The following is a 21,268-nucleotide window of genomic DNA, read 5'->3' on the forward strand; positions in this document are numbered from 1 at the left end:
AAATTAACATGAAATATTTAATCTGTGGATTATTGTTAGTACAGCTTCTGATGTTCTCATCTTGTAAAAAAGATTTTCTGGATAAAAGTCCTGAAGAGGACATTACCATTGAAGAAGCTTTTCTTCAGCGTAGATATGCTGAGGCCTTTTTATCGGATGTTTATGCCGATCTTCCTCTTGAAAACTGGTTTACAGACATGGTGGATCCTAATCCATTTGTTGTCGCATCCGATGAGATGAATGTGCCTTGGCCAGAGAAATTTGCAAAGCTGATGAATAAAGGATCCTGGAATGCTTACAATGTGGCCAGTCAACAATGGCGCAATATGTATGAAGGCGTACGTAAGGCGAATATTTTTCTTAAGCATATTGATAAGACTCCACTTGGTAAGGATTTTACACAACAAGATAAAGATCGTTGGATTGGTGAGGCTGTGTACTTGCGTGCTTTCTATCACTTTTGGTTAATGCGCATCTATGGTCCAATACCAATTATGGATTATGATGCCGGTGTAGCCGATGATTTTACTAAGATAAAGCGCCAGCCGCTTGATAAGTGTATTGAATTCGTTTCCAAAGAATGCGACCGGGCTATTACTTTGTTGCCAATGAAAGTTACCTCAGACAGGAATATTGGAAGGGTTACTGCTGCTGCAGCTCTGGCGCTAAAAGCGAGGATGCTTTTATACGCTGCAAGTCCTTTATGGAATGGTAATCCTGATTATGCAGGTTTCAGCGATAAAGAAGGAGTTAAGCTATTCCCTGCACAGTATGAGCAAGAAAAATGGAAATTAGCAGCTATAGCTGCCAAAGAATGCATCGATAAATGTGAGGCTGCAGGATATCAACTCTTTAAAAAATATGCTGATCCGGTACAGAATTACCAGCAAATATTTCTGGAAAATAATAACGTAGAAGTAATTCTTGCCCGCAACTGTACGACACCAGATATTGGTGGTTATTATCCGGGGATGGCCGAGAAATGTGCTTTTCCAGGAAGTCTTGGTGGCTGGAACGGATATAATCCAACACAACAGCAGGTGGATGCTTACGAAATGGATAATGGAAAAGTCCCGGTTCTAGGTTATAACAATGATGGGTCGCCAATTATTAATCAAGGATCAGGATATACTGAGGCAGGATATACAAATACTGCAATGGCCGGACGTTGGATGGAAGGGGTAAGCAATATGTATGTACACCGTGATCCCAGATTTTATGCTTCAATCAATTTCAATGGAGCTTATTTTATCGATCGCCGTCTGGAGTTCTGGTCATCGGGTGCCGACGGAAGGGGAAATGCAGGCAGGGACTACAATACAACTGGCTACCTGCTTAAAAAGTCTATTGATCCAACTGCCAATATTGCACAAGGCAGGTTTTCTCTTAAAACCTGGATATTTTTTAGACTTGGAGAATTCTATCTTGATTATGCTGAGGCTCTAAATGAATCGGATGGACCTGTACCTGATGTTTATAAGTATATGAACCTGATAAGAGAAAGAGCTGGTATGCCTGTACTTCCTTTAGGTCTTAATGCGGATCAGATGAGAGAAAGAATCAGGAATGAACGCCGTGTTGAGCTGAGTTATGAAACACATCGCTATTTCGATTGTCATCGGTGGAAAATAGCAACGCAAACTGATAACGGCCCCATCTATGGAATGAACATTAGTGCAGGAAATAACCTGCAGGATGATGCTTATTATAAACGTACCGTAGTTGAAAAGAGGGTGTTTCAAGGACCTAAACATTATTTATTCCCAATCCCTCAAAGTGAAATTGATAAGACGCCTAATATTATTCAAAATCCAGGCTGGTAATGATTCTTAAATATAAAACCATGAACAAGATAAATTTAACTTCAATAGTACTAAGTGCTTTTATATTCCTGTCTGGCTGCAATAAGGATGTTTTGGTAGATCTGGATATCCCAGAAGCAGGCAATTATGCTCAGCTATACATGTCGCAGGCAGCAAACAATCCAATTAGCATGGGAATCAGCATCACCGATCAGGTTTATGAGGTGCCCTATGCAGCTCATTTGGGTGGCCCACTAACTGCTCAGACTGATATTTCTGTGAATTTTAAGGTTTCTCCTGAAATGGTGGCAGCCTATAACCAGAAAAACAATACGACTTATACTCTAATGCCTGAAGGAAGTTATACACTAGAGCGTTCATCTGCTGTGATCTCTAAAGGTTCACAAGGCACGGGAATTCTTAAGTTGGCAATTAAAACCAAGGGGTTTCTAGAAGCATTTGAAAGCTACCTCCTTCCCGTAAGTATTTCGACATCTACAGATGTTAATTTAAACAAAGAGCTTAGCACTACTTATTTCGTGTTTACAGGTTCATACGCTCCGGGCGAAGTTCCCCGTGAGAAAGTGCTTTCAATGGGTGCCGATGCAGGTTCTTTTTTAGTTGACTTTAACGGAGATTTTTTACGTAAAGATCCAGTAAATGGCGATTTGCTCTTCTATAAAGCCGATCCAACTAGTGGGCAATTTATTACTCCACCTAAAACCATCAGTACCGGATGGAATGTGATGGATAAAGTATTTTCCTTTGGAGGTAACCGTTTGATCGCCAGATTTGCCAGTGGTGGAGGTAATATTAACCAATACTTCCTTAGTCAGGATGGAGCATTTGGTGCTCAACGTGAAGTTGGTCAGGGCTGGGGGGGAATCTCTACCATAGTTCCGTTTAAGGGGCTTTTGTTAGGGATAGGTGCCAACGGTGACATGACCAAGTATCCTCTAAATGGAGATGGTGATTTTGATTATGGTAACATCAGACAGATTGGTAGCGGATGGGGTGGATTAGCCCATGTTTTTCCTTACCAAAACTCACTGATAACCATTGAAAATAACGGCGATATGTGGCAATATCCACTTACTGATGATGGTATATTTGGAACACGCAAAAAGATTGGAACAGGTTGGGATATATATATTAAGATAATTACTGCAGGTACAGATCTGCTTGCATTGGATGCGAACGGAGACCTGTGGCGATATAAATTTAACCCTGAAGGCTTATGGCCTTTAAAGAAATAGCAATTAATAATGATTTACAAAAGTATAATAATGAAAAAAAAGCCAGTTATGTGTAGAACAATTGCTATGCTGTTGTTTTGTTTAACCTTTGCAGTCCAAACAGCAGGAGCTAAAGAAAATGATAGTGCTTCATTGAACGAGGAGGCTGCTTATGCACTTATTAAAAGGATCCTTCCAAAATATGCAGACCGTTTTCTGGTTGCTTACATCCCAATGGAAAACAACAAGGATGTTTTTGAACTGGAAAGCAAAGGTGAAAAGATTATTTTAAAAGGCAATAATGGGGTTTCGGTTGCCAGTGCACTTAATTACTGGCTTAAAAATTATGCACATTGTGATATTAGCTGGAACGGTACAAATCTGGAAATTCCAAAACCATTTCCTATGGTCAAAGAGAAAGTACATAAGGTTACGCCACACGATTATCGTCATTATTTTAACTATTGCACATTCAATTATACCGCGTCCTGGTGGGACTGGGGACGTTGGCAGTGGGAAATTGATTTTATGGCCTTAAATGGCATCAATATGCCGCTTTCTATGACTGGTCAGAATGCATTATGGGATCGTGTTTACCGAAGTCTTGGTTTTGATGACGCAGATATGGATGCCTTTTTTACCGGACCGGCCTATTTCATGTGGTTCTGGGCGGGCAATATTGATGGATTAAATGGTCCTTTACCTAAAAGCTGGATGAAAAGCCATGAAGAACTCCAGAAAAAGATTTTACTTCGTGAAAGGGAATTGGGCATGAAGCCTATTCTCCCTGCTTTTAGTGGTCACGTACCTCCAACATTCAAGAAGAGATTTCCTAATGCTAAAGTGGATAAAGTAAATTGGGAAGGTCGTTTTGCTGATGCTTACGTGCTTGATCCGGAAGATCCTATGTTTCAGCAGATCGCAGATAAATTTATGCAGGAACAGAAAAATACCTTTGGACTGGAAAACCATTTGTATGGGGCAGATACCTTCAATGAAATGGATCTTCCACATCAGGATTCTGCCTATGTACGTAAAATTGGTAAAGCCGTGTATGATGGTATGGTTAAAACCGATCCAAACGCAATTTGGGTAATGCAAGGCTGGTTGTTTTGGGATAGAAGAGATTTCTGGAAACCAGAGCGCATCAACAATTACCTAAGTGGTGTACCTGATGATAAATTGATCATTCTGGATCTTTTCGCTGATGAGCAGCCGATTTGGACTAAAACCAAATCTTTTTTTGGAAAGCCATGGATTTGGTGCATGCTACATAATTTTGGCGGGCGAAATCCATTGTACGGAAACCTGGATTATATAGCCAAAGAGCCAGCAGAAATGGTTTATGATCCCAATAAAGGTCAGCTTTCAGGTATAGGACTAGTACCTGAAGGTATTGAACAGAATCCTGTGGTATATTCATTGATGCTCAATCATGTATGGAATGATAAGCCAGTGAATGTGGGCGATTGGCTTATCGGCTACGCACATAGCCGCTATGGAAAAAGAAACCAGTATACGGAAAAGGCCTGGAACATATTGCATAAAACAGTCTATGCAAAGGAAGGTAGCTATGAAACCATTGTAGTAGCAAGACCAACCTTTGAAAAAGACAATGAGTGGGCTGCTACAGACCTACCGTATGATGCTGCAGCATTGATTCCTGCATGGCAAAATATGCTTGCAGCTGCTGATCAGTTTAAAAATAATGACTGTTATCAGTTTGATCTTGTAAGCGTAGGCACACAGGTTCTTGCCAATTATGCTTCGGTAGTTCAGCAAAAGTTCGCCAAGGATTTTAAGCAAAAAAACAGTGCAGCATTTAAACAACATACTACGGAGTTTATGCAGCTGATTGCTGATATGGATCAGCTGATGGGCACCAGGCGAGAATTGTTACTTGGTAAATGGCTTAACGACGCAAAAAAGTGGGGTACAAACACTGCTGAAACCCGTTTGTATGAGAAAAATGCAAGAGACTTGATCACACTTTGGGGAGGAAAGGATGCTGTGCTACATGAGTATGCCAATAAGCAGTGGTCTGGCTTATTCAATGGCTTCTATGGAAAACGATGGAAGATGTTCATTACTGAAGCTAGTGATGCCTTAAAGTCGAAAAAGACTTTTGATCAAAAAGTATTTACCGAAAAAATAAAAAACTGGGAATGGGACTGGGTAAATGGAACAGAGCTGTATCCAGATCAGCCATCGGGAGATGCCGCTGCAATATCTAAAATGATGTATGCTAAATACAACAAGCAAATCATTGCTGCCTATAAGGAACTTAAATTAACGAAGAATAAAAAATAATTTACATATGATACCTATTACAGAACAATCATCCCTTTACGATAACCTTGAAACTAAATCAGTTCAGGAATTGACCAGCGCTATCAATCAGGAAGACCATAAGGTGGCAAAAGCAATTGAAGAAGTTTTACCTCAGGTTAATAACCTTATAACCTCCATTGTCAGTAAGTTAAAGAATGGAGGAAGAATGTTCTATCTCGGAGCCGGCAGTGGAGGCAGGCTTTCAGTGCTTGATGTGATTGAGCTACCTACAACCTACGGTTTACCTAAAGGAATATACAATGCGATACTCGCAGGAGGTGAAGACCGACTTATAGATGCACTTGAGGAAATGGAGGATGATCTCAATGAGGCATGGAGCAGGCTTAGTACAGCAAACATATCAGAAAAAGATATCGTTGTAGGTATTTCTGCCAGTGGAAGTACACCTTTTGTCGTTGAGGGGTTAAAACAATGTCGTGCCCATAATATCACTACGGGCTGTATTGTTAGCAATCCCAATTCACTTATTGCTGCTCAGGCAGATTATCCGATAGAAGTGCTTACCGGGCCTGAATTTATCACTGGGAGTACCCGAATGAAGTGTGGAACAGCTCAGAAGATGTTATTTGACATGATTTCAACCACTGTAATGATTCAAATGGGCAGGATAGAGGGGAACAACATGATTCATGTAAAACTAATTAACGATAAGATCATGGATCGTGGTGTTAAAATGCTAATGAAAAAGGCCGATATTGATAGTTATGACGAGGCAAAGTCTCTGCTGTTGCAATATGGCACTGTAAAAAATGCGATGGAGAAGTTAGTTAAAAATCAAGACTGAATATTTTAAGATTCTAAATACAAAACATTGAAATACATTTTTATTTGTTATTTATGGGCTCTGTTGGCGGTGCCTGTCTATGGACAGTCTAGTGTATCTGGAGTGCATTTAATTCCGGAACCTGCTAGCATGGTGATCAAAAACGGAAGTCATATTGTTGATGAGAATACGGTAATCCGCTATACAGATGGAATATCTAAGAAGAATGCAGTTCAGTTGCAGGAGTACCTGTTTAAAAATTACGGGTTAAACCTGAAGCTGCTTTCCCGGAGGACTGAAAAGTCTGATCGGGGAATATCTTTCGTTTCCTCGAAGGCAAAGGGAAAGGAATCCTATACATTTAAAGCAGATCCTTCGGTAATCGAAATTTCAGGTGATGACACGGGGATGTTCTACGGTTTGCAAACGCTATTTCAGCTCATCAAGGTGAAAGGCCAAAAGCTCGAAGTTCCTTGTTTGGAAATCATGGATAAACCTCGTTATGCTTATCGCGGTATTATGCAGGATGTTGGCTATCATATATATCCGGTTTCTTTTATAAAAAGTCAAATTGAAATGCTTGCCAAATACAAGATGAATGTATACCATTGGCACCTTACCGAGGATCATGGTTGGCGCATTGAAATTAAAAAGTATCCCAAATTAACCTCAGTAGGTGCTTATCGTGCCAGTACGCAGATCAGTAATTATGTCGATTCACTCAATGGTGATGATCACTTGGCATATGGAGGTTTTTATACACAGGAGGAAATTAAGGAGATAGTTGCTTTTGCAGCAGAACGACATGTTACTGTTATTCCCGAAATAGAGTTGCCTGGCCATTCCTTAGCCGCATTAGCTGCGTATCCGGAGTTGGCTTGTGGAGATCATCCCGGTCCCTTTAAGGTTGCGGAACGATGGGGGATATTTGAAGATGTGTATTGCGCAGGTAAAGAAAATACTTTTAAATTTCTTGAAGATGTGCTCACCGAGGTTATGGAACTGTTCCCTTCGCCTTATATTCACATCGGAGGAGATGAATGCCCAAAGGAGCGTTGGAAGAAATGTAAACACTGTCAGAAACGGATTAAAGACAATCATCTGAAAGATGAATTTGAATTGCAGAGCTATTTTGTAAAACGGATAGAGAAGTTTGTCAATTCCAAAGGGAGGAAGATCATTGGTTGGGATGAGATTCTGGAAGGAGGTTTGGCTCCAAATGCAACAGTAATGAGTTGGCGTACTATTGATGAGGGTATCAAAGCTGCAAAGCAGGGGCATGATGTTGTGATGTCGCCTCTCTCGCATGTTTATTTCGACTTTATACAAGGTAAGCGCGAATTAGAACCTCTAGCTATCGGATGGGGTTACAATCCTCTGTCAAGAGTGTATGGATATGATCCTACACCCACAGTACTTTCAGAGAAAGAAAAACAGCATATTATTGGTGTTGAAGCTGCAATATGGACCGAACACATGGATACCTATCGGAAAGTGGAATATATGCTCTATCCTCGTTTAATGGCGCTGGCAGAGATTGCCTGGACATTCCCTGAAAAGAAGGATTCAGTCAGCTTTTTTGAGCAACGTTTGCCAAAACATCTGGCAGAACTGGATAAAACAGATAAAATATACCGGGTACCCAGTCCAATTGGAGTTTCTGATACCACTTTGATTGGAGCTGATTTTAATCTGGACCTAAAAGTTTCTGTTGAGGGTGCCAAAATTTACTATAATTTCGAAGGGCAGGATGCCAGGGAAACTGATTTTCTTTATGAAAAGCCGATACGCATCATCTTAAATAAGGGTGAGCGTAGAGCATTAAAGTCGATAGTGATTACTCCATCAGGAAGGAGAAGCGTTAACACAACAACCATATTTAAAAATCCATAACCATTCTTACTCTCATATGCACATGAAATTACTAGTTAAAACTACCTGTCTTGTTCTTTTAAGTCTTTGTTATACCAATTTTAAGGGGATTGCACAGGTAGCCTATAAATCTGGTTTTGCAAAGACCAGTATTGAACCGGCAAACTATCCGTTCTCTCTTTCGCTGGCAGGATATGGTTATCCAAGGGATGGGCGCTTTAGTCTTGACTGGATTGAAAGGGGGAAGCTGGAGAGCTGTACTGCTTTTGCAGGCAACGATGATGTCTTATTTGCTGTAAGTAATGGAAAGTTGATTTCTGCAAAAGCGACCAAGAAACTAAACTGGAAGAACATAGGGGATGGGACTGATATCGCCTTAATGGCTGCTGGTAAAAAAGCGCTTTATGTGATAAATAAAAAAGGAGAAATACTAAAATCAGTAATCTCTGGAAATTTAAATTGGAAAAAGATTGGGATGACTAAAGATGCCCAGAGCATCACTGTGCAGAATGATATTCTTTACGTTGCAGATAAGGGGGGAGCCATCAGTTTTTCTAAAATAGCAGGTAATTTTCTTACCTGGACAAAGCTAACTAGTTTAAACGGGGTTGTCAGTCTTGTTGCTTATGATGGTAGCTTATACGGTTTAACTGTAAACGATGATCTGATGAAGCTAAATCTGAAGCATAAAAATATTGCCTGGACAAAAATCGCAAGGTATAACGGCGTTTCATTTGATGTACACCTCAAATTCATTGCCGTAGGTAATCATACTTTGTATGGCCTCACTAAAGAAAATGTGGTGTTTTCTGGTAAACACTTAACAACCGGCGATCTTTCAGTTACAGCGCTGGCCGTATCGTCAGAGAAGCAAACAGTTGTAGTTGTAGGCGCTGATCTTTGTGGCTTGGGTTATGATTTCGTGAGTTTAGTAAAGCAAGAGATTACCAGAAAATACCATCTTCCTGCAACAGCCTTAATGATCAATTCATCGCATACACATTTTGGCCCTGTAGCTCAGCATTGGCCCGCCTGGCCAGAATTTGTACAGCAACCCGACAGCTTGTATATGAATGACCTATTACGGCCCGCTATAGTTAAAGCCGTTGGAGCAGCGATTAAAGCTATGCAGCCTGCCGACCTGTATTTTGGCAGAGGTAAAACCGCTATAGGGGCAAATAGAGCCTTAACAGGTGAAAATGTGCCTTACGACAATGATGTCGATGTACTGAGTGTAGTCACAAAAAAAGATCAAAAGAAAACTGTCTTGTTTTTAGCGGGTTGTCATGCTGTTTTCAAAAATGAGGGTGCTGAAAGCTATACTATTGGTCCTAATTTTCCGGGGGTTACAAGAGCATTACTTAAGCAAAAAGTAGGTGTTTCTAATGCAATGTTTATGCAAGGATGTGGAGGCGATATCAATCCCGTTGATGATAATCACCATAAAACAGGTGAAGCACTTGCTGCCGACATCATAGCTGTTTTAAATCAACCTTTAGAAAAGCTCAAGGGTAAAATCAGTTTCTATATGGATTCTATCAACTTTCCTGTGAAAAAGTGGACTGAGCAAGAAATACTGGCTTTCAGAAAGGAAAACGATAAAAATAATCAGGATGTTGAAGAGGAAAAGAACGTTCGCTGGGCAGATCATATGTTTCAGCTTAATAAAGAAAATAAAATGCCTGTTTCCATGCCGGTATACATCCAAACTTTCAATATTGGCAATTGGAAACTAGTTGGATTATCCAGAGAGGTCGTAACGGATTACAGCCTTGGTGTCAAAAAGTTATGGCCAGATAAGTTAGTGAGCGTTGCAGGTTACTGTAACGATGTTTCAAGTTATCTACCTACCTCAAAGCACATCAAAGCTGGTACTTATGAAGGTTTCGGCTCATTTTTTTGGTATGCTCAGCCTTCAATATTCCCAGAGTCAGTCTACGAAACAGTAATTGATAAAATAAAGGATAAAAACTACTAAGGACATGACTGTAATGACTAAAGAAATCACTGCTGTTAGAGCAGAAAAGGGGCTAATCAGTCCGTTAATTATCATTGGGATACTGTTTTTTATTTTTGGTTTTGTTACCTGGCTTAGCGCAGTACTCATTCCATACCTTCAGATCGCCTGTGAGCTTAATAACTTCCAGTCTTACCTGGTGGCATTTGCTTTTTATATTTCCTATTTTGTGATGGGAGTCCCATCTGGTTGGCTGTTAAAAATTACAGGATTTAAAAAGGGAATGTCTATTGGCTTATTGCTTGTAGCGGTGGGTTCGTTGCTTTTTATACCAGCAGCTTTAAACCGACAGTATACACTTTTTCTGTTCGGACTTTTTGTACAGGGAGCTGGACTTACAGTATTACAGACTGCTTCAAATCCTTACGTTACCATTCTAGGTCCTAAAGAAAGTGCAGCCCGAAGGATCAGCTTTATGGGGATATGTAATGGCATTGCTGGTGCTATAGCTCCAGTGATTTTAGGTGCAGTAATCTTGAATGATGCAGATGCATTAAAGAATAAGCTAAGCTCTTTAAACGCTACGCAAAAGATAATCGAATTAAATGACTTGGCTGGTAAAGTAATTCTACCTTATTCCATCATTACATTAATACTTATAGTGTTAGCTGCTATTATCTATTTTTCTACTTTACCAGAATTGAATGAAGAAGAGTTGGATGAGGGCGTTGAGGTATTAGAAAAAACTACTAAAACATCTGTCTTTCAATTTCCCCACCTAATGATTGGAGTACTGGTATTATTTGGATACACAGGTGTAGAAGTAATTGCGGGGAATAGCATTATTGGGTATGGAGCTTACCAGGGAATTCCTTTAGCTACAGCTAAATTCTTTACTTCTTTTACGTTAATTAGTATGCTTGTAGGTTATCTGGTAGGGATTGTATGTATTCCTAAATATTTCAGTCAGGAAACGGCCCTAAAGAGCTCAGCCGTCCTGGGTATCTTGTTTGCAGTATTAGCAATACTCTCCAGTGGCATTATCTCTGTTGTATTTGTTGCGCTGCTTGGTCTTGCAAATTCATTGATGTGGCCTTCTATATGGCCATTGGCAATTGCTGGTCTTGGTAAATTTACCAAAACGGGTTCCTCGCTTTTAGTGATGGCTATTTCGGGTGCTGCAGTGTTGCCACTTTTATATGGATACATCGCTGATCATGTAAATGCTCAGCAGGCTTATTGGATGGTAATTCCATGTTATCTCGCAGTTGGATATTATGCTGTAGCTGGCCACAAAGTTGGAAAGAAGAATACTTAATTTTAATAAAAGATAGATGATTTTAATAGCCGACAGTGGCTCAACCAAAACAGACTGGTGCCTTATCAGAAATTCTGGCAACGACCTTTATTTTAAAAGTGAAGGATATAACCCTTATTTTTCGACTAAATCTGATATGATACAATCCATTCGCAATAGCATTTCTGTTCATGTAGATCCGCTGGAAATTTCTAAGCTTCATTTCTATGGGGCAGGTTGCGAGGCCGATAAAATAGAGGTTATGACAGAGGTACTAAGTTCGGTTTTTAGTAGTTGTAAACAATTAAATGCTCAAGTAGATCTGCTGGCAGCAGCAAGAGGATTATTAGGACGAAAACCTGGCTTTGCAGCAATATTAGGAACGGGAACGAATACCTGTATTTATGATGGAGTCAACATTACTAAAAATATAGATTCTCTGGGGTTTATACTTGGAGATGAAGGAAGTGGCGGTGCTATTGGAAAAAGAATTCTTAGTGATTATCTAAGAAATAAGATGCCTCTATCTGTTTGTGTGCAATTCGAAAAGGTATACAAGTTGTCGGCCGAAGAAATTATACATCAGGTTTATGTAGAACCAATGCCAAATCGGTTTTGCGCTCAATTCGCTAAATTCCTTAATCACCCGGGCGTGGATGCAGATTACAGTTATAAGCTAGTAAAAGCATCCTTCGGACAATTTTTCGAAAATCTGGTTAGCTGTTATCCAAACTATACCGAATACACATTCAACTGCGTTGGGTCCATTGCTTATCATTTCAAGAGTATCCTTTTAGAGGTTTTAGATGAATTTAATATGGCACCTGGATTAATTGTACCCTCACTGATTGCTGAGCTAGTTGATTACCATCAGACATGTGTGATTTTTGAATATAAATATTTAGCTTTGGGTAAACGCAATCAATAACTAAATGATCTATTTAGTCGTAATCTATATTGGCTATGTAATTTATGGGCTTGTTCATGCCTTCAAAAATAAGGAGGTGAATTATGTAGAGAAAATACTTTGGATTATTATAATTGTTACATTCCCATTGGGGGCTTCCTATTATTTAAGGAGTACATTTATTGCTAAACATTAAATGAAATTATCCTTCAATGTTGCTATATTCAAGGATATAAACCGAACCTCAACCACCACAAAACTAAATGGAAAGAAGAAAATTCCTTCAATTGGGTGTGGGCTTAACTGCTGCAAGCCTTTTTACTCCTGTATTATTAGCCAAATCGAACCCATTAATTGTAAAAAATAAGCTACCACTTTGGCGTGGGTTTAATCTGCTCGAGAAATTTAACGGCGCAGATAACCAATCTTACAGAGAAGGTGATTTTGAAATGATGGCCAAATGGGGTTTTAATTTTGCCAGACTACCCATGTCTTACCACTGCTGGTCAAAGCCAGATGATTGGTTACAAATTGATGAAAAGGTGTTGAAGGAAATAGACCAGGCAATTGCATTTGGAATAAAACATAAAATTCACGTTAACCTTAATTTACATCGCATTCCTGGCTATTGTGTTAACCCGCCTGCCGAACCACTCAATTTATGGAAGGACGATAAAGCTTTGGATGCCGCGGCCTTTCATTGGCAAACCTTTGCAAATCGATATAAAGGCATCAACAACAGTAAATTGAGCTTTGATTTGATTAATGAACCATCCAACGTAGAAGAGGCTGATTATGTAAGGGTAATTACCCGAATAGTTAGCGCTATTAGGCAAGAGGATCCAGATCGGTTAATTATTATTGATGGACTCCAATACGGAACTAAGCCTGTATTTGGAGCGGTCGACTTGAATGTCGGACAAAGCACCAGAGGGTATGGTCCTATGCAGGTAAGTCATTACAAGGCATCTTGGGTAAAAGCAGAATGGAGCATTCCAACGTGGCCTTTAAATCCTGATGGCAAGGACCGTTGGGACAAAGATAGACTGAAGAAAGATATATTTGATCCATGGAAAAAACTGGCTGATCAGGGAGCAGGGATACATGTCGGTGAATGGGGAGCATATCAACATACACCCCATGAGGTCGCGCTTGCCTGGATGAAAGACAATCTCGAAATATGGAAAGAAAACGGCTGGGGTTGGTCGTTATGGAACTTAAGAGGAGGCTTTGGTATTCTTGATAGCAATAGGGAGGATGTAGAATACGAATTGTATAAAGGCCATAAACTAGACAGAAAAATGCTAACACTATTACAACAACATTAAGCTTTACTTGTATCTAATAATATTGCTTTATTTGTGTATGCCAATTATTCGCTTAGAAACTTTCATTGAAGCTAGTCAAGAAACAGTCTTCGACTTGTCCAGAGATATCGATTTACATCAGGTATCCACTGCGCAAACCAATGAAAAGGCTGTTGGAGGCAAAACATCCGGACTAATCGGTTTGAATGAATCGGTAACTTGGGAAGCCAGACATTTTGGAATTCTGCAGCAATTAACCTCCAAAATTACAAAGATGGAGAGTCCTGATTATTTTGTTGACGAAATGGTAACCGGAGCTTTTAAGTCTTTTAGGCATGAGCATATTTTTGAAGCAAAAGGTAAGGGCACTTTGATGACGGATATATTTACTTATGTTTCACCAGTAGGAGTTATCGGGAAATTGGCTGATGGACTATTTCTTCGGGATTATATGAAGGAGTTGTTGATCCAACGAAACGAAGTAATTAAAAAGTACGCAGAAGGAAAGAAGAGTTAAACTTTTACAATTCGCTTCCTTTAAAACAAAGAAAATAATACATTTGGGGAGTTGAAGAAGCTGATCTCCATATTTATTACGTTTATCCTCCTCATTTTTTCTACCGAATTGCAGGAACTAATCAAGCTGCCTTTGCTTTTTCAGCACTATTTCGAGCATAAAGCTATAAATAAGGACATTACATTTGCTACTTATCTTTTTGATCATTATAACTCAATTCCCCATACCGACGATGATCAGGATCGCGACAATCAGTTGCCTTTTAAATCAGTAGATCAAAAGTCTGTTTTAACGAGTCCGGCAATTCCGACATTTAATAGATTCGTTATAAAATCACTCCCAACTATTACAATAAACCGACCATCTACCTATAAGGAAGATGATATTCCTCCTGCTTTTCTCGGTAGTATCTGGCAGCCGCCTAAGTATTTGATTTAATTCTTCTGAGTCAAAGGCACAGTCCCTTGATTTAGTTTTTATCGTAATAAGAATTAATCAAACTGAAATTTTTTATGTTAAATAAAATCATTGGGTTTTCTGTAAAGAACAAACTCATCGTAGCACTATTTACAATAGCGCTGATCATATATGGCGTTTTTGAATTAACAAAGCTCCCTGTTGATGCAGTACCCGACATCACCAATAATCAGGTGCAAATAATTACCTCCGCTCCATCTTATGGTGCTACAGATATCGAAAGGCTTGTAACCTTTCCTGTTGAACAAGCCAGCAGTAACATTGCCGGAGTTAAAGAAATCAGGAGCTATAGTCGTTTTGGACTCTCTTTAGTCACTTTGGTTTTTAATGATGATGTCGACATTTATTGGGCCCGACAACAAGTCTCAGAACGATTGCTTACTGTTCAAGCCAGCATTCCAGATGGAATTGGCAGGCCTGAAATGGGGCCAATTTCTACCGGACTCGGCGAGATATATCAATATGTAGTAAAACCTAAAAAGGGCTATGAAAGCAAATTCAATATTACCGAATTGCGAACAATTCAGGATTGGATAGTCAGACGCCAACTATTAGGCGTAAAAGGAGTTGCAGAAGTAAGCAGTTTCGGCGGAAAGCTTAAGCAATATGAAGTTGCCATCAACCCTAATAAACTACAGGCCCATGGGATAACCATTTCAGATGTGTTTAATGCGCTAGAAAGTAATAATCAGAATACAGGCGGCTCCTATATAGAAAAACAATCTACAGTACTCTACATTCGAAGTGAGGGACTTATTGGAAATATAGACGACATTAAAAACGTAGTCATTAAAAACACCAATAACAGTGTGCCTTTGCTAATCCGTGATGTTGCGGACGTTAAAATAGGTGCTGCAACACGATATGGAGCATTAATCTACAATGACGAGGGCGAAGTTTCGGGAGCAATCGTTATGATGCTAAAAGGAGCAAATAGCAATGTCGTTATTGAAAGTATTAAAGCTAAAATAGCAGAGATTCAAAAGACATTGCCCGAGGGAGTAGTAATAGAGCCATTTCTAGATAGAACAGATATGGTTAGCAATGCAATAGATACAGTACAAACAAACCTGCTCGAGGGCGCATTGATTGTAGTGTTTGTGCTGGTTTTATTTTTAGGAAATGTACGTGCAGGTTTACTGGTAGCATCTGTTATTCCACTTTCTATGCTTTTTGCCATTATCATGATGAACCTATTTGGGGTAAGCGGAAACTTAATGAGTTTAGGAGCACTCGATTTTGGGTTGATTGTCGATGGCGCAGTAATTATCGTAGAGGCGGTAATGCATCAATTAGTACATAGTAATAAGTTTACCGGACTTAGAACCCTATCACAGCATGATATGGACAAAGAGGTAAAAAGCGCTTCTTCAAAAATGATGAACAGCGCTGTATTCGGCCAAATCATTATTCTAATCGTTTACCTGCCTATATTTAGCTTACAGGGTATAGAAGGCAAAATGTTTAAACCCATGGCGCAAACTGTTGCCTTTGCACTTCTAGGTGCCTTCATCTTATCATTAACCTACATTCCAATGGTAAGCAGTATCTTTTTAAGTAAAAAGATCAGCGACAAGAAAAACTTTTCCGATCGTCTTATGGCTAAAATAGAATCTGGTTATAGTAAACTGCTTAATCGTGCGTTGGGTATTCCCAAAGCTATCATAGCCATGGTCATCACTTTGTTTATCATTGCGGTTTTTCTACTTACCCGTCTGGGTGGTGAGTTTATCCCTTCAATTGAAGAAGGAGATTATGCTGTAGAAACAAGGGTACTCTCTGGTAGCAGCCTCAATACAACGATAGAAAATGTACAGAAAGTTTCAGCTATTTTGAAATCACGGTTTCCGGAGGTCGAAAACATTGTCACAAAAATAGGAAGTAGTGAGGTGCCTACAGAACCCCTGCCAATGGATATGGGAGATATGATTATCAACCTCAAAAAGAAGAGCGAATGGACATCTGCAAGCTCCTTTGACGAACTCTCAGAGAAAATGGGTAAAGCAGCCGGTGAGGTTCCAGGCGTAACAACAAGCTTCCAATTTCCTGTTCAAATGCGCTTTAATGAATTGATGACCGGGGCAAGACAGGATGTAGTATGTAAAATTTTTGGCGAGGATCTAGATACATTGGGTATTTATGCAAAGCAGCTCGGGAATATTGTTCGCAGCGTTAACGGAACTACTGAGCATTATGTAGAGCAGATTACAGGTACACCTCAAATCGTAATCAAGTACAACAGACCAGCTATAGCTCAATACGGACTGAATATATCAGATATCAACAAAAATGTAAACGCCGCGTTTGCCGGCCAGAGTACAGGGTTGGTCTTTGAAGGAGAGAAACGCTTCGATCTGGTCGTGAGGCTTGAAAACGAAAATAGAAAAGATCTCTCAGATGTGCAGAACCTGTTAATCCCAACACCGGCCGGAACTCAGATCCCCTTAAGTCAGGTGGCAACAGTAGAATTGGTAGACAGCCCGAGCCAAATACAAAGAGAAGATACCCGCCGTCGTATTTTGGTAGGATTTAATGTAAATGGTCGTGATGTTGAAAGTATTGTGAACGAGCTTCAGGATAAGGTCAATGAAAAAATCAAATTGCCTGCAGGATATACAATTACCTACGGCGGCTCTTTCGAGAACCTAAATGAAGCCAAGTCTCGCTTATCTGTGGCCGTTCCGGTATCACTAATCCTCATTTTTATCTTGCTGTATTTTGCTTTCGATTCTATAAAATATGGCCTGCTAATTTATACGGCAATTCCCTTATCGGCAATAGGAGGTATCTTCCTGCTCGCGCTCAGGGGGATGACTTTTAGTATCAGTGCAGGAGTGGGTTTTATTGCACTATTCGGAATAGCGGTATTAAACGGTATTGTACTGGTTGCAGAGTTTAATAGAATTAGAAAATCAGGCGAAATGGATATGAAGAATGTGGTGATGCAAGGGACGGTTACCAGGTTAAGACCAGTGCTAATGACCGCCTTTGTTGCCTCTTTAGGCTTTCTACCAATGGCTTTGAGTAATGGCGCAGGTGCTGCAGTACAACGTCCTCTTGCAACGGTCGTTATTGGAGGGTTGATGATTGCAACGCTGCTTACGCTTTTTGTATTGCCTATACTGTATATAGCGTTTGAAAAAGGCTTAAAACCCAGTAAACATAAAAAGCATATTGCAACTGTAGTTGTACTTATTTTCGCTTTCCTTCCAGCCAGTGCCCAAAAGCCAATTAAATTAAATGAGGCACTAGATAGTGCAGCTTCAGGCAATATGTTAGTGAAAAGCCAGAAGCTACGAGCAGAGCAAGCCAAACAGCTTATAAAAACAGGAACTGATATTCCTCAAGCTAACCTTTCTGGGCAGTATGGTAAATTTAACAGTGCCTATATCGACAATGCTATCGGTTTAAGTCAAAGCCTTAGTTTTCCGACTGTGTACAGTAGACAGAAGCAAAAGCTGTCAGAAGAATGGAAAATCGCCTTGTTAAATGTCGACCTGAAGCAATCTGAAGTCAAAAAAATGACTACAGCTGTCTTTTACGAGATGCTAGTTATAGCAGAGAAGCAAGCTTTATTGAAGTCTATAGATAGTGCATACCGTGAATTCCTCAGGGTAGCAAGCCATCGTTTTAAATTGGGCGAAACCAATATGCTAGAAAAGGCAAGTGCGGAGAATCAGTTGACACAGATTGGTATTCAGCAAAAGGATTTACAAAAGGAATTGAGTGCCCTGCAACAGCAATTGATGGTGTTAATCAATAGTGATGAATTACGTCAACCGCAATCGGTAAACTATAAAATGGAAGTTGGGGCAATAGATCAAACAGCTTTGGCAAACCATCCATTCCTAAAACTTCATTTACAAGAAGAGAAAGTTGCAGCAGCAACAACTAAAGTAGAGAAATCACGGCTATTGCCAGAGATTAATCTGGGTTATAATAATATGAGTATTCAGGATGGAATCAACTATGGTACCGGCACCAGATTTCAATCCTTCCAACTGGGTTTAGCGATACCAATCTTTTATGGCGCTCAAAAAGCAAGAATTAAATCAGCGCAAACACTTCAAATCATTACAAAAAATGAAACAGCCTATGCGCAGAAGCAGCTGCAAGCCGAAATGGAAGATGCTGTAAATCAATTCGAAAAGAATAAAGAGATCGTGCACGATTTTGAAAGTACTGCCTTAAAAAATGCTAAAGAAATTACGCAAACATTAAACAGGCAATTACAAAGTGGTGAGATCAATTATTTGGAGTGGACAGTGCTCAACCAACAAGCCCTAGCCCTTCGACTTGATTATTTCAATGCCATTAAAGACCTCAACAACAGTATTATTCAATTGAACTACCTTTTATCAAAATAACCATGAAATCTATAATTTTCAAGTATTTACCCATAATATTAATTCCTGCGCTTATTTATGGATGCAGCAGTAATGCCAAGGATCAGTCAGAAGTAAAGGCTAAAACAGATGAAAGCACGGTGCAACTTAGTCCTGAACAGGCAAAGCAAATCGATCTTCAAGTTCAGGAAGTGGAGGCCAGAAATATCGGCACTGCACTTAAACTTAACGGCCAAATTAATGTGCCACCACAAAATCTGATATCAGTAAGTGTCCCCTTGGGAGGATATCTAAAATCAACAAATATGCTTGCCGGCACACAAGTAGGCAAAGGTCAGGTTTTAGCCGTAATTGAGGATCCACAGTATATTCAACTGCAACAGGATTACCTGAGTGCAAAAAGCAAACTGAGCTATGCGGTTAAGGAATATCAAAGACAAAAAGAACTAAATACAGCTAAAGCTGGAAGCGATAAGGTATTGCAGCAAGCTGAGAATGATTTTAAGAATTTGAGTATCGAAAGTAAAGGCTTGGCCGAAAGATTAAGACTTATAGGATTAAACCCCGGTAAACTAACGGAAGACAATATCAGTCGCACCATTAACATTTATTCGCCTATTAATGGTTATGTAAGTAAGGTTAATGTGAACATTGGCAAATATGTAACGCCTTCTGATATCATTTTTGAACTGGTTAATCCTGCAGATATCCATTTAAATCTCACTGTGTTTGAAAAAGACCTTAACAAGATAAAGATAGGACAGCAGGTTATGGCCTATAGTAATTCACTCCCTAATCAGAAGTATATTACTAAAATTGTGCTGGTAAGTCATTCATTAAATAACGATAGGAGTACAGAGGTTCATTGTAATTTTGAGCAATACGATAAGAGTCTGGTTCCTGGTATGTATATGAATGCAGAAGTACAGGTAGAAACATATAACATCGATGCCTTACCAAATGATGCATTTGTTAATTATGAAAACAAGGATTATGTATTTGTAAGCAATGGTAACAACTCATTTAAAATAACGGAAGTAATTAAGGGTAAAACTGAGGAAGGTTTTACAGCAATAAATTCTGATTTAAAAGGAAACAAAATTGTAGTTAAGGGAGCATACTCATTGTTAATGAAGTTGAAAAATACGATAGAGGAATAATTGTTTTATTCAAGTAATAATTTTCTCTATAGCGGGAAAATTATTACTTTAGCACCTAACCGAAATTATATAAAACCTAACATGAAGTCCAATTTTTTGAGAACCAGTATTTTTGCTCTTCTTGCTACATCCTTCTTATATTCATGCATTAAAGACCCAGTTGACCCGCCGATAATCATCGATCCGGTTGATTCTGTACATCTAACAAAATGGAGAGAGGTAGAAAGCAAAGCTGGCTCATCTAATTGGAAAACCCTCACTAAAGGTGATACACTCAATTTGTTCTCAACCGATCCTGAAAACAGGAGACCAAGAAGAGGTTTTTATAGATATCTCTCAACCAATCCAAAAATCACAGCTGATACAGTAGGACTCTTTATACAAAGCGATACTTTACTTGTTTTTATAGATAGGAAATCCAGTGCATCCGATCCAGATACTACTGCGAAAGTAGGGTGTAAAATTATAGGAGATACTTCACTAATTGTTCATGACAGGTCAGTAACTCCCTCAATTCAAATAAAGTATAAAAAGCTTAAGCTAACTGAAAAGGATAAAATAAACTAGTAACACAGAGCTCTTTTTAATTTATATTCTTCAGTAATTCCTTAAAGTTCGGTCTGTCAAATACAAATTCAAGCTCTTTATGAGTTGGAGAGTAGTTTACCACAATAGGGAATTTTTTTACTTTGCTTACATCGACCATCAATATATAGCGGAAAAGTTCCTCTTGCGATCTGTAAAAAAGGTTTTCAAATACTGCAATACCACGTTCTAGATCGATGATATGAATAGTAAATGAGTTTCTGCGACCAGTGTAGTCTTGTATGGTAAAGATTTTATAGGAATTTTTAGTTGTTCTACTTACAGCATCTAAAAGATAAATTCCCCTTTCCATGTTTTGTTGTACCATGGTGCTATCATTAATTGATACCCTTGTTTCACTCGATTCTGAGGGAGAATACACATAATACTCGCCTTTGTATATTTCCAGGGGACACCAATTTCGGGGTATTCCTGTTAGGTTCACGTCATTAAAAGCTTTAGTCTTATAGATACTTAGTCTTTGGATACTTTGGTTATAGTCTTTATCCTTAATAGAATAGCTGAGATCTGCTATTCTATTATAATACTCAGAGTCTGGTGAAGGATCAATGTATATCGAATGGCCCTTTATGTTCTTAGGCTTTAAAAATACGGTGTCTTTCTTCTGAGCAAAAGCAGATAAGGAGAAGATAGATAGCCATAGAAATAATGCAGATTTCATAATTAAATA

General features: G+C 39.2%; 15 protein-coding genes. 14 read left to right on the forward strand and 1 reads right to left on the reverse strand.

Translation table 11 applies throughout. The annotated features are described in order from the left end of the window. The first annotated feature begins 8 nt into the window (after positions 1 to 8). The 14 genes from J1905_RS04895 (at position 9) to J1905_RS04965 (ending at position 20,559) form a co-directional block, all read left to right on the forward strand. The gene (locus J1905_RS04895; RefSeq protein ID WP_250318003.1) at positions 9 to 1,823 is read left to right on the forward strand and encodes a RagB/SusD family nutrient uptake outer membrane protein; all 1,815 of its coding nucleotides are present in this window, start codon (positions 9 to 11) and stop codon (positions 1,821 to 1,823) included. 20 nt (positions 1,824 to 1,843) lie between these two features. Beyond that, positions 1,844 to 3,058 (forward strand): BT_3987 domain-containing protein, encoded by a 1,215-nt coding sequence (locus J1905_RS04900; RefSeq protein WP_214226120.1) that lies wholly within the window; start codon positions 1,844 to 1,846, stop codon positions 3,056 to 3,058. 30 nt (positions 3,059 to 3,088) lie between these two features. Further along, positions 3,089 to 5,347 (forward strand): alpha-N-acetylglucosaminidase, encoded by a 2,259-nt coding sequence (locus J1905_RS04905; RefSeq protein ID WP_250318004.1) that lies wholly within the window; start codon positions 3,089 to 3,091, stop codon positions 5,345 to 5,347. 7 nt (positions 5,348 to 5,354) lie between these two features. Then, positions 5,355 to 6,173, forward strand: a complete 819-nt coding sequence (locus J1905_RS04910; protein ID WP_214226121.1) for an N-acetylmuramic acid 6-phosphate etherase — start codon at positions 5,355 to 5,357, stop codon at positions 6,171 to 6,173. A 27-nt stretch (positions 6,174 to 6,200) separates the two neighbouring features. Next, positions 6,201 to 8,045 carry a beta-N-acetylhexosaminidase gene (locus tag J1905_RS04915; RefSeq protein ID WP_250318005.1) on the forward strand — a complete coding sequence of 615 codons (1,845 nt, stop codon included), beginning with the start codon at positions 6,201 to 6,203 and terminating at the stop codon, positions 8,043 to 8,045. Positions 8,046 to 8,067: 22 nt separating this feature from the next. Then, entirely contained in the window at positions 8,068 to 10,002 is a 1,935-nt protein-coding gene (locus tag J1905_RS04920; RefSeq protein ID WP_214226122.1) for a hypothetical protein, read from the forward strand. Positions 10,003 to 10,006: 4 nt separating this feature from the next. Next, positions 10,007 to 11,299, forward strand: coding sequence for a sugar MFS transporter (locus J1905_RS04925; protein WP_250318006.1), 1,293 nt, complete (start codon positions 10,007 to 10,009; stop codon positions 11,297 to 11,299). Between the two features lie 16 nt (positions 11,300 to 11,315). Next, positions 11,316 to 12,206: an N-acetylglucosamine kinase gene (locus J1905_RS04930; protein WP_214226123.1), complete on the forward strand. Its 891-nt coding sequence runs from the start codon at positions 11,316 to 11,318 to the stop codon at positions 12,204 to 12,206. A gap of 242 nt (positions 12,207 to 12,448) precedes the next feature. Continuing rightward, complete coding sequence (locus J1905_RS04940) at positions 12,449 to 13,513, forward strand: glycoside hydrolase family 5 protein (protein ID WP_214226125.1); 1,065 nt, start codon at positions 12,449 to 12,451, stop codon at positions 13,511 to 13,513. Positions 13,514 to 13,550: 37 nt separating this feature from the next. After that, positions 13,551 to 14,009: an SRPBCC family protein gene (locus J1905_RS04945; RefSeq protein ID WP_214226126.1), complete on the forward strand. Its 459-nt coding sequence runs from the start codon at positions 13,551 to 13,553 to the stop codon at positions 14,007 to 14,009. Positions 14,010 to 14,060: 51 nt separating this feature from the next. Then, positions 14,061 to 14,447, forward strand: a complete 387-nt coding sequence (locus tag J1905_RS04950) for a hypothetical protein (protein WP_173087491.1) — start codon at positions 14,061 to 14,063, stop codon at positions 14,445 to 14,447. A 74-nt stretch (positions 14,448 to 14,521) separates the two neighbouring features. Continuing rightward, the gene (locus tag J1905_RS04955) at positions 14,522 to 18,853 is read left to right on the forward strand and encodes a CusA/CzcA family heavy metal efflux RND transporter (protein ID WP_214226127.1); all 4,332 of its coding nucleotides are present in this window, start codon (positions 14,522 to 14,524) and stop codon (positions 18,851 to 18,853) included. A 2-nt stretch (positions 18,854 to 18,855) separates the two neighbouring features. After that, positions 18,856 to 19,992 (forward strand): efflux RND transporter periplasmic adaptor subunit, encoded by a 1,137-nt coding sequence (locus J1905_RS04960; RefSeq protein ID WP_214226128.1) that lies wholly within the window; start codon positions 18,856 to 18,858, stop codon positions 19,990 to 19,992. An 81-nt stretch (positions 19,993 to 20,073) separates the two neighbouring features. After that, positions 20,074 to 20,559, forward strand: coding sequence for a hypothetical protein (locus tag J1905_RS04965; protein WP_214226129.1), 486 nt, complete (start codon positions 20,074 to 20,076; stop codon positions 20,557 to 20,559). Between the two features lie 16 nt (positions 20,560 to 20,575). Here J1905_RS04965 and J1905_RS04970 read toward each other — a convergent pair whose 3' ends face one another. Next, positions 20,576 to 21,259, reverse strand: coding sequence for a hypothetical protein (locus tag J1905_RS04970; protein ID WP_214226130.1), 684 nt, complete (start codon positions 21,257 to 21,259; stop codon positions 20,576 to 20,578). Positions 21,260 to 21,268 lie beyond the last annotated feature (9 nt).

The sequence above is a fragment of the Pedobacter sp. B4-66 genome, assembly GCF_018492665.1.
Taxonomy (GTDB): domain Bacteria; phylum Bacteroidota; class Bacteroidia; order Sphingobacteriales; family Sphingobacteriaceae; genus Pedobacter.

Coding starts and splice junctions, on each gene's coding strand:
- J1905_RS04930 (WP_214226123.1), top strand. CDS start 11,316: ATGATTTTAATAGCCGACAGTGGCTCAACCAAAACAGACTGGTGCCTT.
- J1905_RS04895 (WP_250318003.1), top strand. CDS start 9: ATGAAATATTTAATCTGTGGATTATTGTTAGTACAGCTTCTGATGTTC.
- J1905_RS04945 (WP_214226126.1), top strand. CDS start 13,551: ATGCCAATTATTCGCTTAGAAACTTTCATTGAAGCTAGTCAAGAAACA.
- J1905_RS04970 (WP_214226130.1), bottom strand. CDS start 21,259: ATGAAATCTGCATTATTTCTATGGCTATCTATCTTCTCCTTATCTGCT.
- J1905_RS04920 (WP_214226122.1), top strand. CDS start 8,068: ATGAAATTACTAGTTAAAACTACCTGTCTTGTTCTTTTAAGTCTTTGT.
- J1905_RS04940 (WP_214226125.1), top strand. CDS start 12,449: ATGGAAAGAAGAAAATTCCTTCAATTGGGTGTGGGCTTAACTGCTGCA.
- J1905_RS04905 (WP_250318004.1), top strand. CDS start 3,089: ATGAAAAAAAAGCCAGTTATGTGTAGAACAATTGCTATGCTGTTGTTT.
- J1905_RS04910 (WP_214226121.1), top strand. CDS start 5,355: ATGATACCTATTACAGAACAATCATCCCTTTACGATAACCTTGAAACT.
- J1905_RS04960 (WP_214226128.1), top strand. CDS start 18,856: ATGAAATCTATAATTTTCAAGTATTTACCCATAATATTAATTCCTGCG.
- J1905_RS04925 (WP_250318006.1), top strand. CDS start 10,007: ATGACTGTAATGACTAAAGAAATCACTGCTGTTAGAGCAGAAAAGGGG.
- J1905_RS04900 (WP_214226120.1), top strand. CDS start 1,844: ATGAACAAGATAAATTTAACTTCAATAGTACTAAGTGCTTTTATATTC.
- J1905_RS04965 (WP_214226129.1), top strand. CDS start 20,074: ATGAAGTCCAATTTTTTGAGAACCAGTATTTTTGCTCTTCTTGCTACA.
- J1905_RS04955 (WP_214226127.1), top strand. CDS start 14,522: ATGTTAAATAAAATCATTGGGTTTTCTGTAAAGAACAAACTCATCGTA.